This window comes from Serratia sp. Je.1.23.a (genome assembly GCF_051129805.1).
Lineage (GTDB): Bacteria > Pseudomonadota > Gammaproteobacteria > Enterobacterales > Enterobacteriaceae > Serratia > Serratia liquefaciens.
The window spans coordinates 406194-423455 of record NZ_JBCPSR010000001.1 but is presented as its reverse complement, the minus strand read 5'-3'; the positions used below and the strand labels follow the sequence as shown (position 1 = coordinate 423455).

The window sequence follows — 17262 nt, the reverse complement described above, 5'->3', positions numbered from 1 at the left end:
TCCGCAATTAGTAAGAACGCACTTTCGGCGGGAATGCCGGGCGCAGCTTCGGTTGCATGTTCACTTCACGACGCGTCATGCTTTCCGATTGCGGCTGATACAGCGAGTGACACAGCCAGTTGGCGTCATCACGTTCCGGGAAGTCGAAGCGGCTGTGTGCGCCACGGCTTTCGGTACGGAAGTTGGCCGACACGGCGGTGGAAAACGCGGTCTCCATCAGGTTATCCAACTCCAGGCATTCGATGCGCTGGGTGTTGAACTCGCTGGAGGTATCGTCCAGACGTGCGTTCTTCAGACGTTCACGGATCACTTTCAGCTCTTCCAGGCCTTTCGCCATTGCATCGCCTTCGCGGAATACCGAGAAGTTGTGCTGCATGCAGGCTTGAAGCGCCTTACGGATTTCGACCGGATCTTCACCGGAACGGGTGTTGTTCCAGCGGTTCAGACGATCCAGCGATGCTTCTACATCAGAATCGCTGGCATCACGGCTTTCGCCCTGCTCCGCCAGAGACTCATGCAAATGCATGCCGGCGGCACGACCGAACACCACCAGGTCCAGCAACGAGTTGCCGCCCAGACGGTTGGCACCGTGCACTGAAACGCAGGCAATTTCGCCCACGGCGAACAGACCCGGGATCACCACGTCTTCGCCTTTTTCGTTCACGGTCAACGCCTGGCCGGTCACTTTGGTCGGAATACCGCCCATCATGTAGTGGCAGGTTGGGATAACCGGAATCGGCTCTTTCACCGGGTCGACGTGCGCGAAGGTGCGCGACAGTTCCAGAATGCCCGGCAGACGGGATTCCAGCACTTCTTTGCCCAGGTGATCCAGCTTCAGCTTGACGTGTGGGCCCCATGGACCGTCACAGCCGCGGCCTTCGCGGATTTCAATCATGATAGAACGGGCTACGACGTCACGGCCCGCCAGGTCTTTGGCATTCGGCGCATAGCGCTCCATGAAACGCTCGCCGTGTTTGTTCAGCAGATAACCGCCTTCGCCACGGCAACCTTCGGTCACCAAGACCCCGGCGCCGGCGATGCCGGTCGGGTGGAACTGCCACATTTCCATGTCCTGCACCGGCACGCCGGCGCGCAGCGCCATGCCGACACCGTCGCCGGTGTTGATATGGGCGTTGGTGGTGGACTGGTAAATACGGCCCGCACCGCCGGTCGCCAGCACGGTGGCCTTGGCTTTGAAGTAAACCACTTCACCGGTTTCGATGCAGATAGCCGTGGTGCCGACCACTGCGCCATCCTGGTTTTTCACCAGATCCAGCGCATACCACTCGGAGAAGATAGTAGTGTGGTTTTTCAAATTCTGTTGGTACAGGGTGTGCAGCAACGCGTGACCGGTACGGTCAGCCGCCGCAGCGGTGCGTGCCGCCTGTGCGCCACCGAAGTTCAGTGACTGGCCGCCGAACGGACGCTGATAAATGCGGCCTTCGTCCGTACGGGAGAACGGCAGGCCCATATGTTCCAGCTCCAGAACCGCTTCCGGGCCGGTTTTACACATATATTCAATGGCGTCCTGGTCACCGATATAATCGGAACCCTTCACCGTGTCATACATATGCCATTCCCAGTTATCATCGTGGTTGTTACCCAGCGCAACGGTGATACCGCCCTGCGCAGACACGGTATGGGAACGGGTCGGGAATACTTTGGACAGCAGGGCACAGCTGGAGCCTGCTTGAGAAATTTGCAGTGCCGCGCGCATACCTGCGCCGCCTGCACCGATAACTACAGCATCAAATTCTCTGATCGGCAGTTTCATCTTATGCACCCCACACTACGATTGTTCCGTACAGTAAATAGACCAGCAACACGACAACAATCGCCAGTTGCAACACCAGACGTACCGCCAAAGGTTTGACGTAATCCGTCAATACCTGCCACAAACCGACCCAGGCGTGAACCAGAATCGACAGCAGCGTCAGCAGAGTGAACACTTTCGTAATAGAGGTGGCAAAGAAGCCGCGCCAGATTTCGTAGGTGAGATCCGGAGCCGTAACGAAGAAGCCCAGGATATACAGAACATACAGGGTGATGACGATAGCGGAAGCACGCAGTAACAACCAGTCGTGTACGCCGTTGCGTCCTAATGCAGAAACATTGTTTACCATACGAGGACTCCAGCCAGAACTGACAGCACGACGGTCAGACCGATCGCCACCTGGGCAGAACGGGTACCGGCAGCTAAACTCTCTTCGATATAGCCAAAATCCATTAACAAGTGGCGAATACCACCGCAAATGTGATAGGCCAGCGCCGTGAGGATGCCCCAGAATATGAATTTGACAACGAAGCTATTCATGATGGCGGCAGCCTGCATGAACCCCTCTTGGGAAGAGAGAGACAGGCCCAGCAGCCAGAGGAGGATACCCACGGCAACGAAGGTAATTACGCCAGAGACTCGGTGTAAGATGGACGCTATCGCAGTTACGGGAAACCGGATCGTTTGCAGATCCAGGTTGACAGGTCTTTGTTTTTTCACGTTTTTGCCCACACAGCTCTTATTATTTTCCTTCCTCCGGCCTGGGCGGGGATCAGACAGCGTTAAGAGCCAAAACCCTCACACGTCACGCGCTCAAACAACAACATCCTCTGTGCTTAAACGGCGCGTAGTTATAACGCTGGGTGCTCCTACTTCAGGGTATCCCGGAGACCTGGCGGCAGTATAGGAGGATCACATTCTGATTACAATTCCCATACAATCCCTTTGGTAACATTTCCCCCGAACAGTGATTTAGATCACGAATTTCACAATTGGCACAAAATTAATTATCTGATTTGACAAGAGATCAACAATTCCATTACATATAGGGGCACAAACGGTCCTATGATGCGCTATAGGTCAGCAGATACACTTCCCCCTGTGTTCAAGATATGCAACAGTGTATTTGGCAGAACCTATCCCAATGGCGGTTTTTGCCGGACATGTTTGCAGCAGTTCGCCGCAGATTAAACAAAATAAGGCATATAAAACAGTTTATTGGGATAGGTTCAACAACCCCCGAACACGTCGTAGGTAAGATTAACAGAATATAACGAATTCCGATGAATCGTTAACAACTGGTCACCCGCCTCGTTCGCCTGGTTAGCACTCTGTACCCTACCCGCGCATTTGCGCAGTCGCTCACAGAGTTAGCGTCCGCACCATTTTTTGCGGGCAACCTGAGGAGAATTAAGGTATTTCAGTTGTTAGAGGTTTTTAAAATAAGGCGCTAAGGAGACAGTAAATGACTGATAAGAAAGCGACGCTAACCATTAATGATGGTGAAGCTCCAATCGAACTGGGCGTATTATCCCCGACACTGGGCCCCGATGTCCTCGATGTCCGCGCCCTGGGCTCCAAAGGTTATTTCACGTTTGATCCCGGCTTTACCTCTACCGCTTCCTGCGAATCAAAAATCACCTTTATCGACGGTGACAAAGGCGTGCTGCTGCACCGCGGTTTCCCGATTGAACAGCTGGCGAAAGAGTCTTCTTACCTGGAAGTGTGCTACATCCTGCTGTACGGCGAGACCCCAACCGCAGAAGAGTTCGAAACCTTTAAAACGACCGTAACCCGCCACACCATGATCCACGACCAGATTACCCATCTGTTCCGTGGTTTCCGCCGCGACTCACACCCAATGGCAGTACTGTGCGGCGTGACCGGTGCCCTGGCGGCGTTCTACCACGATGCGCTGGACGTCAACAACGAGCGTCACCGCGAGATCACCGCGTTCCGCCTGCTGTCCAAAATGCCTACCGTGGCGGCCATGTGTTACAAATATTCCCTGGGCCAGCCGTTCGTTTATCCACGTAATGACCTGTCCTACGCCGGTAACTTCCTGCACATGATGTTCGCAACCCCGTGTGAAGAATACGTGGTGAACCCTGTGCTGGAACGCGCAATGGATCGCATCCTGATCCTGCACGCAGACCACGAGCAGAACGCTTCCACTTCTACCGTACGTACCGCAGGTTCTTCAGGCGCTAACCCGTTTGCCTGTATCGCGGCCGGTATCGCCTCCCTGTGGGGGCCGGCACACGGCGGCGCCAACGAAGCCGCGCTGAAAATGCTGGAAGAGATCAAAACCGTTGAGCACATCCCTGAGTTTATCAAGCGCGCCAAGGACAAGAACGACTCCTTCCGCCTGATGGGCTTTGGCCACCGCGTGTACAAGAACTACGACCCACGCGCCACCGTGATGCGCGAAACCTGTCACGAAGTGCTGAAAGAACTGAACAAGAAGGACGACAACCTGCTGGAAGTGGCGATGGAGCTGGAACACATCGCGCTGAACGACCCGTACTTCATCGAGAAGAAGCTGTACCCGAACGTCGACTTCTACTCAGGCATCATTCTGAAGGCAATGGGTATTCCTTCATCCATGTTCACCGTAATCTTCGCCATCGCCCGTACCATCGGCTGGATTGCACACTGGAACGAAATGCACGACGAAGGCATCAAGATTGCCCGTCCGCGCCAGCTGTACACCGGCTATGCCGAACGCGATTTCAAATCCCAGGTGAAAAACAAATAACGCCGCTTTACCCTACATAAAGCAGCACAAGCCGCCCGATGGGCGGCTTTTTTTTTGCTATTTCTGACAGCCTGGACACCAATAAAACGGCCGCGACGACAACGAGGTACGGACGATCATCGCGCCGCAACGTTCACAGGGTTCACCGCTGCGGTGAAACACCTTGAAACTGAATAACGCGCCGTGATGGCGGTTCTCATCCACCTGCCCGCGAGTCTGGTAAGACAGCCTCGGTACCGCCAGCAGGGCCTTTGCCAGCCGTTGCAAAGCCTCCGGTGACAGATCCTGCGGCTTATGCTGCGGTGCCAGTTCGGCCTGCCAGAGAATTTCGGCACGCAGGTAATTGCCCAGCCCGGCGAGAAACGCCTGATCGAGCAACATGCCACCCAGTTGCCTGCGGCGAAACCTCGGCGACAACAGTCGCTGTTCTACCGCGGTTTCCGTCAGCGTCATATCCAGCACGTCGGGGCCGATACGTTGCAAAAACGGATGCTGTTCAATTTCTTCGCGTGGCCCCAGGGTAATATCTGACGCGCTGTACAACAGAATTGCCCGCTCCGCCGTTTCCAGCCGTACGCGCAGATCCCGTTTGGTTTCCGGCGTTTCCCCCGCGTTCACCACCTTCCACACGCCATACAATTGGTTATGGCTATAAAGCGTCAGCCCATTGGAAAAGTGAGTCAGTAACGCCTTGCCGCGCGGTTCGATAGCAATGATCCGCTCACCGATTAACCGGTCGCGATAGTGTTTAAGCTGGGGAAAGGCAAAACCGACGTCGGTCAACGGCTGGTCGATCACCGCCGCCGCCAATGCATCTGCCGCCCGGCGAATCTCCGGTCCTTCCGGCATAGAATCACTCCTGAGTAGCCCCGACGCGACAAACCGCGCCGGGGTAAAAACGGCGATTAATGCGTCGCGCCGCCGACGACTTTCAAATCGTGTTCAACCTGCAGCGCAATGGAAACGGCCAATTCCAGCGCAAACAGGACAGTGGTTGCCGCCATGCTGGGGGCACCAGGATGGGCGGCAGCCTGCTCCGGTAGATAAGGGATATGAATAAACCCGCCCTTGATCGCCTGCTGTTTGCTCAAACGGTGCAACAAGCCGTACATCACATGGTTGCAAACGTAGGTGCCGGCCGTTTGCGATACCGAAGCAGGGATACCCGCTTCACGCATCGCCTCGACCATAGCCTTGACGGGCAAGGTACTGAAATAAGCCGCAGGCCCCTTTTCAACGATAGGCTCGTCTATCGGCTGCTGCCCCTGATTATCCGGAATACGCGCATCGTCGATATTGATTGCCACGCGTTCCAGCGTAATGTCAGTCCGTCCACCGGCCTGGCCGATAGCTAACACCATCACTGGCTGCACGTCATCAATCGCCTCATTGAGCGCTTCCAGCGCCGCGCCGAATACGCAAGGCAGCTGGCGCGCAATAATGCGCGCGCCGGAAAGCTCCATATCATTGAGTTGCTTTACCACTTCCCACGAAGGATTAACGCGCTCGCCGCCAAAGGGCTCAAAGCCCGTGATCAATACCTTTTGCATGCGTTCTCCTTAAAGGAACATCAGGAAATAAAGCAGGAACACGTTCACCAGCAGCAGCAGCACCCCGGTCGGTACCTGCGCCTTGATCACCGCATTCTTGTCCGGCAATTCCAGCAACGCCGCCGGTACAATATTAAAGTTAGCAGCCATTGGCGTCATCAGCGTGCCGCAATAGCCGGAAAACATGCCGATGGCCGCCATCACCGCCGGGTTACCACCGTGTTGCAGCACCAGGATGGGGATACCGATACCGGCGGTGACGATAGGGAAAGCGGCAAAGGCGTTACCCATCACCATGGTCAACAGCGCCATACCGATGGCATAAACCGCCACCGCGATGAAGCGGTTATCCACCGCCAGATACTCTTGAGTCAGATGAGAGATGGCAGTACCGACGCCTGCGGTGGTAAACAGCAGGCCCAGCGTGGCGAGGATTTGCGGCAAAATAAACGCCCAACCGATGGAGTCCAGCAGGCGGCGCGCTTCCTGAATCGGCTGCAGCGCTTTCTCATGGGTCATTTTCACCGCAATGACCAACCCCAGCAAACAACCAACGGTCATCGAGAACAGAGTAATCAAGGTTGCGTGGTTACCACTGCCGAATACCGCCGTTTGCAATGCCGGAATATTGTTGAACAGCAGCACGCCAACCACCGTCACCACCGGGATGGCCAGTGCCGGAATAAACAGCCGGTTACCCAGACGTTTCGCGCTCTCTTCGCGCTGCTGTGGGGTACGTTGATGATAGCTCCCCAGACGCACACCGCCAAAGCCGGCGATCAACGCCATCACCACGACCACCACGCCGACGATAATATGCAGCATGCGTTTTTCGTTGCTGCCCTCCCCCAGCACGTCGCCCAACAGGCTATAGGTCCAGTCGCCAACCAGGAACACCACACCGTACAACGCCCAGAACAAACCGGTGGTAATACGCCGCGGGTTGGCGCGATCGCGGAACGACATCACGGCGACAATCAGCAGCACCACGCCGGCCAGCCAATAGAGATATTGTTGTTGGAAAGTCATTGGGCATCTCCTTTGGCCTGCAGTGCCGCCTGATTAAGCTGCGACAATTCAGCGCTGAGCTGCTTATCCATCCGGTAAAGTCGAAACGCATGGATCAGGAAGGCGAAGATAGGGTGGGAATGCCCCACAAGGCGATATGCAGCGGCTCGGTCTGGATACCGCCGGATTCGAGCATAAAGTTATGCATGAAGATGATCGCGCCGAAGGCCACAAAAATGTCTTCGCCAAAGAATAACCCGACGTTATCCGTCGCGGCAGACATGGCACGCAGGCGGTGACGCGTACGCTCCGGCAGCTCACCGTAACGGTTTTCCGCAGCCCCTTCCGCCATGGGTGCTAACAGCGGACGCACCATTTGTGGGTGCCCGCCCAGGCTGGTCAGCCCCATGGCGGCAGTAATTTCACGCACGAACAGATAGACGATCAACAAACGTCCAGCGGTGGCGCTTTTGATTTTGGCGATCCATGCCTGTGCACGCTCTTTCAAACCATGGCGTTCCAGCAAACCGATCACCGCCAACGGCAGCAGCAGGATCAGCGGCAGGTTACGGGTATTCAAGAAGCCCTCACCGAGTTTTTCCAGGATCACATCCAGCGGCATCAATGCCGCCAGCCCGGTGATAATGCCGGCGACAATCACCACCAGCACGGGGTTAAAGCGTAAAACAAACCCGACCACGATGGCGGCAATGCCAATCAGTGGCCATAAGTTAACAACCTGTTCCATAGCGCCTTCCTTTTCCCCTCGTCTTTCAAGCCACAGCGTTGTTAGCTGCATGGGCAAACGCCAGTCACTTACTCACGTAAGCTCCTGGAGATTTACCCCCTTGCTGCCTGGCGGTGACTCGAAATCCATTGGGTATTATTGTGTTGTGTGTTGTGTATGTTTAATTATTTTTATTCTGCGCTGACGTTAATGCCTTCCACGGCAAAACGTTGGCGCAGCGTGCGCGCGTATTCCAGCGCATGTTCACCGTCGCCATGCAGGCAGACGGTTTCGGCCCGAACGGCGGCCCAGGTGCCGTCCAGAGTGCGAACCCGATGGTGGCGTACCATTTCCAGCGTTTGCGCCAGCGCCAGTTCGTCGCTGGTAATCAAAGCCCCTGGCTGGCCCCGTGGTACCAGCGTGCCATCGGCCTGATAACCGCGATCGGCAAAGACCTCTTGTCGCGTCGCCAAACCTTGCTTTTCACCGGCGCGGATCAGTTCGCTGCCCGCCAGCCCCACCAGGCGCAAAGCCGGATCGACTGCTTTAACCGCGCGGGCAATGGCTTCCGCCAGCGCCGGCTCCACGGCCGCCTGGTTGTACAACATGCCGTGCGGCTTCACGTGCACCATTACCCCGCCTTCTGCACGGGCGATCGCCGCCAGCGCACCGAGTTGATACACCACCTGCGCATACACCGTTTCCGGCGGCAACTGCATGCGGGTACGACCAAAGTTCTCGCGATCGGGAAAACTCGGATGCGCGCCAATCGCCACGCCGTACTGCAGCGCCCAACGCACCGACTGGCGCATGGTTTGCGCATCTCCGGCGTGAAAACCGCAGGCGATATTGGCCGAACTGACCAATTGCAGCAGCGCCTGATCGTTAGCGCAGCCCTCACCCAGATCGGCATTCAAATCAACGTTCATCTAACCCCCAGGCAATCTGTTGGATAAAGTGCTCCTGTTCGGCCTTGGCGCGCTGCGCCTGGGCCAGGGTACAGGGTACAAAGTGGATAGCTTCGCCCAGACGGATTTGCGCCAAATGATAGAGATCGGCTTCGATCACGCAGGCAATGCGCGGGTAACCACCGGTAGTTTGAGCATCGGCCATCAACACGATAGGCTGACCGTTATGCGGCACCTGCACCACGCCCGGCAACAGGCCATGCGACAACATTTCGCGTTCAGTGGTACGGTTCAGCGCGCTGCTGCCGTGCAAGCGGTAGCCCATGCGGTTGCTCTGCGGGCTCAGTTGCCAGGCAGTACGCCAGAAAGACTCTTTTGCCTCTTCGCTGAATTCGTCATATTCCGGCCCCGGCAAGGCCCGGATACGGTTGTTGAACAACAGTTGTTTCACGCCGGTGCTTTGCTTTTGCAATTCGCGCCCCGCTCCCAACGGCAGGCAGTCGCCATCTCGCAGGTTACGTCCTTCCAGCCCGCCAAAAGCGGCTTTGTTGTCGGTGCTGCGTGAGCCGAGTATTTCCGGCACCGCGATGCCACCGTCTATCGCCAGATAACTGCGCATGCCACGTTTTGGCATTTTCAACATCAGCTGTTGGCCCGCATTGACCTGATAACGCCAGCCGGTCCACAGCGGCTTGCCGTCCAGTTGCGCATCACAACCGGCGCCGGTCAGCGCGATCCAGCCTGGCCGGGTAAATTCGGCGCTAAATTGCCCGAGGGTGATTTCCAGCCCGGCGGCATTCGTATCGTTACCCACCAGCAGGTTGGCGATCCTCAACGCGGGTTCGTCGAGCGCGCCGCCCTGGCTGACGCCCAGACGACGGAAACCGTTACGGCCCAAATCCTGCACCGTGGTGTAAATGCCCGCACGCAGGATCTTCAGCATACGCCCTCCTTCTGTGGCACAAACCGCACGCTGTCGCCAGGGCGCAGCAGGGTCGGCGGCATTTCATAGGGATTAAACAACGCCAGAGGTGTACGGCCGATTAACTGCCAGCCGCCGGGGGTCACCAGCGGATAAATACCGGTCTGACTGCCACCGATACCCACGGAGCCAGCCGCCACCGACAGGCGCGGTTCGGCACGGCGCGGCGTTGCCAACTTGTCCGGCATGCCGCCCATGTAGGAGAAACCAGGTTGAAAACCAAGGAAATAGACTACGTAATCCGCAGAGGAGTGGCACTCCACCACCTGCTGCGGAGTCATGCCGGTGTGGCGCGCTACCTCATCCAGATCGGGCCCGTCCTGGCCGCCGTAGATCACCGGAATATCCACCTGACGTGATTCCGGCACCAGGATCTCCTCGCTGTCCCATCCCTGTTGCAACAGCGCTAACATCATTTCGGCGTCGGCCTGCGGCGTCTTCAGCAACAGCGTAAGGTTGTTCATGCCGGGCACCACTTCGCGCACGTCGGGATGATGATTCAGCTTTTCGGCCAGCGCCCAAATCCGCTGCTGGCTTGGCAGCGTCACCGGCGGCGACAGTTCAAGCACTACCGCGCGTTCACCTAACAGGTAACATCGTGCTCGTTGCACCCTTTTCTCCTTATTATTATCGCGATGAAAACACATCAGTTATGCGCGACAGCGCTCCGGCTGTCAATAGAACAACCTTCGAGAAAATAAGGGATTAGGCTATTAAAAGGATTCAGCCTCGGTATAAACCGGGCTGGATCCTCGGAGGGAAATCAGGCGGGATTCGGGATATCGATAAAGGTCACATCAAAACCATGCTGCTCGGCCAGCCATTCACCGAGCGCCTTGACGCCGCCGCGTTCAGTGGCATGATGCCCGGCGGCAAAAAAGTGAATGCCCATTTCACGCGCGCTGTGAATGGTTTGCTCAGAAACCTCTCCGGTAATGAAAGCATCGACGCCAAATCGCGCGGCGCTGTCGATAAAGCCCTGACCGCCACCGGTGCACCAGGCCACACGGCGGATATGCGCCGGGGCGTTATCACCACAGTGCAGAACGGCCCGTCCGAGGCGGCTCTCAATACGTTGCTGCAGTTCAACGCCGGTCAGCGGCTGCTCGAATTCCCCGTGCGGCACCAGCGGTTCCACTTCGCCAATCACCCGAATGCCAAGTTGATGCGCCAGCTGCGCGTTGTTGCCCAACACCGGATGCGCGTCCAGCGGCAGGTGATAAGCGTACAGGTTGATATCATTGCTCAACAGCGTTTTCAGCCGATTGCGCTTCATGCCCCGTACCGAGGGCGCCTCGTTTTTCCAGAAGTAGCCGTGATGTACCACAACGGCGTCGGCCTGGTGTTCCACCGCCGCATCCAGCAGCGCCTGACAGGCGGTAACGCCGGTAACGATACGCTGCACATGGGGCCGCCCTTCCACCTGCAACCCATTAGGGCCGTAATCCTGAAACGCGACGGTATTCAGTTCGGTGTTGATCAACTTTTCAAGATCGAGGTTACGCATAAAAATTCTCTCTTCAATTCAAAATGTCTGGCGGTCGCCCTGTTCCATCAGGATAAATTTCACGCCCAGATCGTTGCCCTGTTCCAACTGCTGTTTGATGGTCGCCCGCACATCTTGCCCTTGCTTCAGACTGGGTTTGATATGGCTGATCACCACCGGGAAATCCTTCAGCGATCCTTCTCCCCCACTGTACTGGGTCAGGTTTTTCAACTCTTTCAACAACCATGCCGGCGTCAGGTGCCCGTAGAGATTTTTATCTTCAACCTCGTTGGGATAGGAGCTTTCGATGATCATGCCTTTCAGCTTTTTCTGTTCGATGAGCGGCCCCAACGCGCGCCAGGCGCCGTCCAGATTGCGCGACTGCTCAAGCGCATCCGGGCCGGTATCGCCGAAATAGGCGAAAGAGCCGCTGCGATCGGAGACCAGCAGCATCGAAGAAGGATACCGATCGTGGCTGAGCGGATACATTACGCCGCTCAAACCGGTCACGCCCAGGGTCACACGCTGCTGCGGACGCACGGTTTGTAGCCGGTAAGTCCCCAACCGCGATCCGTTGCCGGAATCGGTGAAGTTGGGCCAGGCCTTCCAGTTAAAGTAATGATTGCGCAGGGTCAGAATGGTATCGGCCTGGGCATAGATATTCTTCTTGCTGTCCTCCGGCGAACCGATTATCAACCCTGCCACGTGGTCCAGATGACCATGGCTGATAAAGTAAGCGCCGATCAGTTGGCGGAATACATAACCCTGCGGAGTATAAGGCGCCGCCAGTTCAGGGGTCACCTGCGGGAAACTCCCCTTCTCCAGCCCTTTGGCGATACCCGGTAACAACGAGCCGGCATCCAGCGCCAGATACTGCGGTTGGTTGTCGCTGCGGATCAGATAAGAGGTCAGATTGCCGTCGCTAACGCCGCCATCCACGCCCAGCGCCACCACGTCAAAACCGGCCAGCGCCAGGGCTGAATAGCCGCTCAGGCACAGGGCCAGCACCTTTTTCATCATTATTTCGCTCCTTGCTGTTGCCTTAATATTCCCCGCGCTTCGCCGCCTCAAAGGCCGCCAGCGTTTCCAGCCGCGCCTGCTTGTGGTCGACAATCGGCAGCGGATAATCCAGCACGCGCTGCTGTTGTTCTGCCCAGCGATGGGGTTGATGGATAGCATTGTCCGGTACATCCGCCAGCTCGGGCAACCATTTACGGATAAAAGTGCCTTGCGGATCAAAACGTTCGCCCTGAGTGGTCGGGTTAAAGATGCGGAAATACGGCGCGGCGTCGGTACCGGTGGAAGCCGCCCACTGCCAACCGCCGTTGTTGGCCGCCAGATCGCCGTCCAGCAGTTGCGACATGAAATAGCGCTCACCTTCGCGCCAGTCGATCAATAAGTCTTTCACCAGAAAACTGGCGCTGATCATGCGTAACCGGTTATGCATCCAGCCGGTTTTATTCAATTGGCGCATAGCGGCATCAACGATCGGATAACCGGTGGCGCCCTGCTGCCAGGCCTGCAGCAGCTCACGGTCGTTCCGCCAGCGTACCTTATCCGTCCAATCGATAAAGGGACGGTGCTTGCATAACGCAGGATAGGCCACCATCAAATGCCGATAAAACTCGCGCCAGATCAGTTCATTCAGCCAGCCAAAAGCGCCGCCGTCGGGATTTTCCAGCACCTGTGGGCATTCAGCACGCAGGCGGTTAAAGCATTGGCGCGGTGACAACACGCCAATCGCCAAATAGGGCGACAGGCCGCTGGTACCGTCAATGGCCGGCAGATCGCGCTGCTGAAGATAGTCCTGCACCTGCTCCCGGCAAAAAGAACGTAATCGCTGCAAAGCCGCCTCTTCCCCGCTTGGAAAATCCCCGGTCGGCTCTGCCGGTGGATAATCGAACGCCTCGGGTACCGCAGGGGTGGGCAGTGCGCCACCGGCTCGCGGTTTAGGTGCGGGAACAGAGCGGATGTCGGATTCGGTCAGACGCTGGATAAAGGCTTTACGAAAAGGCGTATAGACCTTGTACATTTCACCGCCGCCGGTTTGCACGCTCCCCGGCGGCAGCAGCAGGCTGTCGTCGAAACTCTGGCAAATCACCTGCCCGGCTAAACGCTGTTCCAGCCGTTGGTCGCGCTGGCGCTCGTTGATTTCGTACTGGCGATTGTAAAACAGCGCATCCACCCGCTCCTGTGTGCAGTACGCCACCAGCCAATCCACTGCAGCTGAGAAGTCGTCGCATTGGTGATAGCTAAGGGGAATGCCGCGCTCGGCAAGGGCCTGCTGTACCTGCAGCAAACCCGCATGGATAAACGCCGCCTGACGTGGCGCCATTTGGTGCTGCTGCCATTGTTGCGGCGTGGCGATAAACACCGCCAGCACCCGAGCTTCGGGATCGCTACAGGCGGCGTACAGGGCTTTGTTGTCGGTGATACGCAAATCGTTACGCAACCAGACCAGATGCGTGGTCATAAAACTCCTTGTCAATCAGTGGCCATAACGCAGGCGCAGCGCCTCGGGATAGGGCTCGAAATAGCGTTGGTCGGCCAGATAACGATCGGGGTATTCGGCCATGTAGTGTTTGAGCAGGGTTATCGGTGCCAACAACGGCTGCACGCCCTGCCGATAACGATCGATCAACTGCGCCAGTTCCTGGCGCTGCGCGGAGCTCAGATGATTGCGGAAATAGCCCTGCACATGCATCAATACGTTGGTGTGGTTACGACGGGTAGCCTTGTGCGCCAGCAGTTTCATCAGGCGACTGCGGTATTCTAGGGTGAAGGCTTCCAGCGAATCCCATTTATCGATGCCCGCCACAAAACGCCCAAGCTCCCGGTATTCCTGCTGCGAATGCGCCAACAGCGACAGCTTATAGCGACTGTGAAAGGCGATCAGGCCGCCGCGGCTCAGGCCTTTACGCCACAGCATGTTTAACTCATACAGCGCATAAACGCGTTCGACAAAGTTTTCCCGCAGTGTAGCGTCGTTCAGCCGCCCGTCCTCCTCCACCGGCAGCCAGGGCATTTGCCGCAGTAGCTCGGCGGTGAACAATCCGACGCCACTTTTACGCGCGCCGCTACCGTTCTCATCATACAGACGGACCCGCTCCATGCCGCAGCTTGGCGAGTTGGCGCAAACAATGTAGCCGCACAGGTGCTGCAAAGCGGCGATTCGTTGCTCGGAAAACTGCTGCATGCGCTCGGTTACGTCAATGCTATCGTCATTGCTGTGGCGCAGTGCCACATGATGTTGTTTTTTGATCAACCGCAGCGCCGGGCGCGGGGTCGGTAAACCGATGGCCATTTCCGGGCAAATCGGCTCAAACCGCACAAAAGGGGCCAGTTGTTCCACCGCAAAGGCCAGCCGTTTATGGCCGCCGTCAAAACGTACCGTCTCGCCAAGCAGGCAAGCGCTGATACCGACCGGAATTTTGTCACTCATTGATAGGCTCCCGCAGCGTTGGATGTGACTAAAAGTGTAGAAGAATTCGCGCTATGACACGAACGCTATCGACACCATGCCCGAACCGCAGCCATAAAAAAACCCCCGCTGGAAAGCGAGGGTTTTCGTTGGGGCAAGCTGCGATCAGTAGAAATCGCAGGACGCCAGTTCCGCCTGTTGCAGCCAGACCGGCTTATCGCTGGTTTTTGACCAGACGCGGTGCAAATAGCTGTAAAAACGGGCGCGGTCGCTGCGGAACAGCATTACCGGTAAAGCCAACACACCTGCCAGGATCACTGCGCTGCGGCGCAGGAGAATCCGATGCAATGAATAAGCGTGATAAGTAGACATGCGAACCTCCTCAAAAACGCCTGGCCGTTGATTTGCTGCGAAACAGCGCTGGCGTAAACAATAGAAACAAGAACATTTGGTAACTGGACAAAATTTTAGCGCAATTGATGAAAGTTTACTACTCATCCGACCACTGAATCGCACAAAAAATCGCAAATAATTCGCCTAATCCGTAATTTTGTTACATCAAGGTTAATAATTAACTAACCATTGGTTACATTGTGGTTATTTATACCCTGTTTATGCAAACCTTCATCTTCGCGCCCCCAAACAGGAGTCTAATCGCGCTACGCCCCCCAAAATCGAGGCTAAAAAGCCATTTTCTGCTGTAATTTCAGCCATTTTTATACTTTTTTTACACCGGCCAACGCTATTTTTTCATCTTCTTTCTACCGCCCTCCCTACACTCGCTCTATCAAAAACTACACCTCTGGAGGTGTCCCGTGAGTATCAGCGTTATTGGTGGTGCGCTGTTGGTTCTGCTGCTGTTGGGCTATCTGGTTTATGCCCTGTTCAATGCGGAGGATTTCTGATGGCAGCTTCAGCCTTTTTATTGATTGCCAGCTTCCTGCTGGTGCTTCTGCTGCTGGCGCGGCCGCTGGGCGGTTTCCTGGCACGCCTGATTGAAGGAGAGCCGCTGCCGGCGCTGCGTCGGCTGGAAGCCGGCATTTGGCGTTGCTGTGGCACAACCCCCGCCGAAATGAACTGGTGGCAATACGCACTGGCGATCCTGTGGTTTAACCTGCTCGGTCTGGTGCTGCTGTTCGCGTTGCTGATGGCACAAGGCTCGCTGCCGCTTAACCCGCAGGGCTTCCCCGGCCTGTCCTGGGATCTGGCGTTCAATACCGCGGTCAGCTTTGTCACCAACACCAACTGGCAAGCCTACAGCGGTGAAAGCACTCTTAGCTATCTCAGCCAAATGGCCGGCCTGGCGGTGCAGAACTTCCTGTCCGCCGCGACCGGTATCGCCGTGGCCTTCGCGTTGATCCGCGCCTTCACCCGTCGTTCCAGCGCCACTATCGGCAACGCCTGGATCGATATGTTCCGCGTGACGCTGTATGTGCTGCTGCCGATTTCGCTGTTGATCGCTTTGTTCTTCGTCAGCCAGGGCACGCTGCAAAACTTCCTGCCCTACCTGCACATCAACACGCTGGAAGACGCGCAGCAGACGCTGCCGATGGGGCCAGTGGCCTCTCAGGAAGCGATCAAGATGCTCGGCACCAATGGCGGCGGTTTCTTCGGCGCCAACTCGGCTCACCCGTTCGAAAACCCGACCGTGCTGACCAACTTTGTGCAAATGCTGGCGATCTTCCTGATCCCCTGCGCGTTGTGTTTTGCTTTCGGTCAGGTTGCCGGTGAAAACCGCCAGGGCCACGCGCTGATCTGGGCGATGGCGCTGATCTTCGTGGTTGCCGTGGTGGTGGTGATGTTCGCCGAACTGGCGGGTAACCCTCATCTGGGCGAATTGGGCGGTGCCAGCAACATCAATATGGAAGGCAAGGAGTCGCGCTTTGGCATTCTCGCCACCAGCCTGTTCTCGGTGGTGACCACCGCGGCGTCCTGCGGTGCGGTCAATGCGATGCATGACTCCTTCACCGCGCTGGGCGGCATGGTGCCGATGTGGCTGATGCAGATTGGCGAAGTGGTGTTTGGCGGTGTGGGCTCGGGCCTGTACGGCATGCTGTTGTTCGTCCTGCTGACGGTGTTTATTGCCGGGCTGATGATCGGGCGCACACCGGAATACCTGGGCAAAAAGATCGACGTCTACGACATGAAAATGACCGCTCTGGCGATCCTGGTCACGCCGACGCTGGTGCTGTTGGGCACTGCGCTGGCCATCGCCACCGACGCCGGTCGTGCAGGCATCCTTAACCCGGGCGCGCACGGCTTCAGCGAAGTGCTGTATGCGCTGTCTTCCGCCGCCAACAACAACGGTAGCGCCTTTGCCGGCCTGAGCGTCAATACGCCGTTCTATAACCTGCTGCTGGCCTTCGCCATGTTCGTCGGCCGCTTTGGGGTGATCCTGCCAGTGCTGGCCATTGCCGGTTCGCTGTGTGCGAAGAAACGTCAGCCGGCGGGCAACGGTACTCTGCCAACCTACGGGCCGCTGTTTATCGGTCTGCTGATCGGCACCGTGCTGCTGGTGGGCGCATTGACCTTCGTACCGGCGCTGGCGCTGGGACCGGTGGCCGAACATTTGCAACTTTGGCTGGCCAAATAACAGGCGCATTCCCGTCGCCTTTCGAGCCGCAGCGTTGTTACCTGGCACTCGCTCA

Annotated in this window: 17 protein-coding genes and 1 pseudogene; 3 read left to right on the top strand and 15 right to left on the bottom strand. The window is 57.0% G+C overall.

The window, feature by feature from the left end; genetic code table 11:
* Positions 1–7: 7 nt before the first annotated feature.
* The 3 genes from sdhA to sdhC are packed head-to-tail and all read right to left on the bottom strand — an operon-like array spanning position 8 to position 2506.
* A complete protein-coding gene (sdhA, locus tag AAZT04_RS02085) occupies positions 8–1774 on the bottom strand; it encodes a succinate dehydrogenase flavoprotein subunit (RefSeq protein WP_020825673.1) in 1767 nt (588 codons plus the stop codon).
* 1 nt (position 1775) lies between these two features.
* Positions 1776–2123, bottom strand: a complete 348-nt coding sequence (gene sdhD / locus AAZT04_RS02080; RefSeq protein ID WP_020825672.1) for a succinate dehydrogenase membrane anchor subunit — start codon at positions 2121–2123, stop codon at positions 1776–1778.
* The gene (gene sdhC / locus AAZT04_RS02075; RefSeq protein ID WP_020825671.1) at positions 2117–2506 is read right to left on the bottom strand and encodes a succinate dehydrogenase cytochrome b556 subunit; all 390 of its coding nucleotides are present in this window, start codon (positions 2504–2506) and stop codon (positions 2117–2119) included. Before sdhC ends, sdhD begins: the two co-directional genes overlap by 7 nt.
* 733 nt (positions 2507–3239) lie before the next feature.
* Here sdhC and AAZT04_RS02070 point away from each other — a divergent pair.
* Entirely contained in the window at positions 3240–4532 is a 1293-nt protein-coding gene (locus AAZT04_RS02070; protein WP_020825670.1) for a citrate synthase, read from the top strand.
* A gap of 57 nt (positions 4533–4589) precedes the next feature.
* Here AAZT04_RS02070 and nei read toward each other — a convergent pair whose 3' ends face one another.
* The 12 genes and pseudogenes from nei to AAZT04_RS02010 form a co-directional block, all read right to left on the bottom strand.
* A complete protein-coding gene (gene nei / locus AAZT04_RS02065; RefSeq protein ID WP_197820252.1) occupies positions 4590–5381 on the bottom strand; it encodes an endonuclease VIII in 792 nt (263 codons plus the stop codon).
* A 56-nt stretch (positions 5382–5437) separates the two neighbouring features.
* The gene (gene pcp / locus AAZT04_RS02060) at positions 5438–6082 is read right to left on the bottom strand and encodes a pyroglutamyl-peptidase I (RefSeq protein WP_020825668.1); all 645 of its coding nucleotides are present in this window, start codon (positions 6080–6082) and stop codon (positions 5438–5440) included.
* A gap of 9 nt (positions 6083–6091) precedes the next feature.
* Complete coding sequence (locus AAZT04_RS02055; RefSeq protein ID WP_048759462.1) at positions 6092–7111, bottom strand: DUF979 domain-containing protein; 1020 nt, start codon at positions 7109–7111, stop codon at positions 6092–6094.
* Positions 7108–7838: pseudogene (locus tag AAZT04_RS02050) on the bottom strand (DUF969 domain-containing protein). The gene AAZT04_RS02055 and the pseudogene AAZT04_RS02050 overlap by 4 nt, the downstream one beginning before the upstream one ends.
* 170 nt (positions 7839–8008) lie before the next feature.
* Positions 8009–8746, bottom strand: a complete 738-nt coding sequence (gene pxpA, locus AAZT04_RS02045; protein ID WP_020825665.1) for a 5-oxoprolinase subunit PxpA — start codon at positions 8744–8746, stop codon at positions 8009–8011.
* Positions 8736–9668 (bottom strand): 5-oxoprolinase subunit PxpC, encoded by a 933-nt coding sequence (pxpC, locus tag AAZT04_RS02040; RefSeq protein WP_046374265.1) that lies wholly within the window; start codon positions 9666–9668, stop codon positions 8736–8738. Before pxpC ends, pxpA begins: the two co-directional genes overlap by 11 nt.
* Positions 9662–10318 (bottom strand): 5-oxoprolinase subunit PxpB, encoded by a 657-nt coding sequence (pxpB, locus tag AAZT04_RS02035; RefSeq protein ID WP_020825663.1) that lies wholly within the window; start codon positions 10316–10318, stop codon positions 9662–9664. The genes pxpC and pxpB overlap by 7 nt, the downstream gene beginning before the upstream one ends.
* 152 nt (positions 10319–10470) lie before the next feature.
* Positions 10471–11214 carry a type 2 GTP cyclohydrolase I gene (locus AAZT04_RS02030; protein WP_048759466.1) on the bottom strand — a complete coding sequence of 248 codons (744 nt, stop codon included), beginning with the start codon at positions 11212–11214 and terminating at the stop codon, positions 10471–10473.
* Between the two features lie 18 nt (positions 11215–11232).
* Positions 11233–12213 carry an MBL fold metallo-hydrolase gene (locus tag AAZT04_RS02025; RefSeq protein WP_048759467.1) on the bottom strand — a complete coding sequence of 327 codons (981 nt, stop codon included), beginning with the start codon at positions 12211–12213 and terminating at the stop codon, positions 11233–11235.
* A gap of 22 nt (positions 12214–12235) precedes the next feature.
* Complete coding sequence (gene phrB, locus AAZT04_RS02020) at positions 12236–13666, bottom strand: deoxyribodipyrimidine photo-lyase (RefSeq protein ID WP_261135030.1); 1431 nt, start codon at positions 13664–13666, stop codon at positions 12236–12238.
* A gap of 15 nt (positions 13667–13681) precedes the next feature.
* Positions 13682–14635: a YbgA family protein gene (locus AAZT04_RS02015; RefSeq protein WP_020825659.1), complete on the bottom strand. Its 954-nt coding sequence runs from the start codon at positions 14633–14635 to the stop codon at positions 13682–13684.
* Positions 14636–14779: 144 nt separating this feature from the next.
* On the bottom strand, positions 14780–14986 hold the full coding sequence (locus tag AAZT04_RS02010) for a YbfA family protein (protein ID WP_020825658.1): 207 nt from the start codon (positions 14984–14986) through the stop codon (positions 14780–14782).
* A 443-nt stretch (positions 14987–15429) separates the two neighbouring features.
* Between AAZT04_RS02010 and AAZT04_RS02005 the strand changes: the two genes are divergently transcribed.
* Together AAZT04_RS02005 and kdpA are read left to right on the top strand one after the other, a co-directional pair.
* Positions 15430–15519: a K(+)-transporting ATPase subunit F gene (locus AAZT04_RS02005; RefSeq protein ID WP_004949718.1), complete on the top strand. Its 90-nt coding sequence runs from the start codon at positions 15430–15432 to the stop codon at positions 15517–15519.
* Positions 15519–17207: a potassium-transporting ATPase subunit KdpA gene (kdpA, locus tag AAZT04_RS02000; RefSeq protein WP_434678818.1), complete on the top strand. Its 1689-nt coding sequence runs from the start codon at positions 15519–15521 to the stop codon at positions 17205–17207. The genes AAZT04_RS02005 and kdpA overlap by 1 nt, the downstream gene beginning before the upstream one ends.
* Positions 17208–17262: the final 55 nt, after the last annotated feature.

Coding starts and splice junctions, on each gene's coding strand:
- sdhA (WP_020825673.1), bottom strand. CDS start 1,774: ATGAAACTGCCGATCAGAGAATTTGATGCTGTAGTTATCGGTGCAGGC.
- sdhD (WP_020825672.1), bottom strand. CDS start 2,123: ATGGTAAACAATGTTTCTGCATTAGGACGCAACGGCGTACACGACTGG.
- AAZT04_RS02070 (WP_020825670.1), top strand. CDS start 3,240: ATGACTGATAAGAAAGCGACGCTAACCATTAATGATGGTGAAGCTCCA.
- nei (WP_197820252.1), bottom strand. CDS start 5,381: ATGCCGGAAGGACCGGAGATTCGCCGGGCGGCAGATGCATTGGCGGCG.
- pcp (WP_020825668.1), bottom strand. CDS start 6,082: ATGCAAAAGGTATTGATCACGGGCTTTGAGCCCTTTGGCGGCGAGCGC.
- AAZT04_RS02055 (WP_048759462.1), bottom strand. CDS start 7,111: ATGACTTTCCAACAACAATATCTCTATTGGCTGGCCGGCGTGGTGCTG.
- pxpA (WP_020825665.1), bottom strand. CDS start 8,746: ATGAACGTTGATTTGAATGCCGATCTGGGTGAGGGCTGCGCTAACGAT.
- pxpC (WP_046374265.1), bottom strand. CDS start 9,668: ATGCTGAAGATCCTGCGTGCGGGCATTTACACCACGGTGCAGGATTTG.
- AAZT04_RS02030 (WP_048759466.1), bottom strand. CDS start 11,214: ATGCGTAACCTCGATCTTGAAAAGTTGATCAACACCGAACTGAATACC.
- AAZT04_RS02025 (WP_048759467.1), bottom strand. CDS start 12,213: ATGATGAAAAAGGTGCTGGCCCTGTGCCTGAGCGGCTATTCAGCCCTG.
- phrB (WP_261135030.1), bottom strand. CDS start 13,666: ATGACCACGCATCTGGTCTGGTTGCGTAACGATTTGCGTATCACCGAC.
- AAZT04_RS02015 (WP_020825659.1), bottom strand. CDS start 14,635: ATGAGTGACAAAATTCCGGTCGGTATCAGCGCTTGCCTGCTTGGCGAG.
- AAZT04_RS02010 (WP_020825658.1), bottom strand. CDS start 14,986: ATGTCTACTTATCACGCTTATTCATTGCATCGGATTCTCCTGCGCCGC.
- kdpA (WP_434678818.1), top strand. CDS start 15,519: ATGGCAGCTTCAGCCTTTTTATTGATTGCCAGCTTCCTGCTGGTGCTT.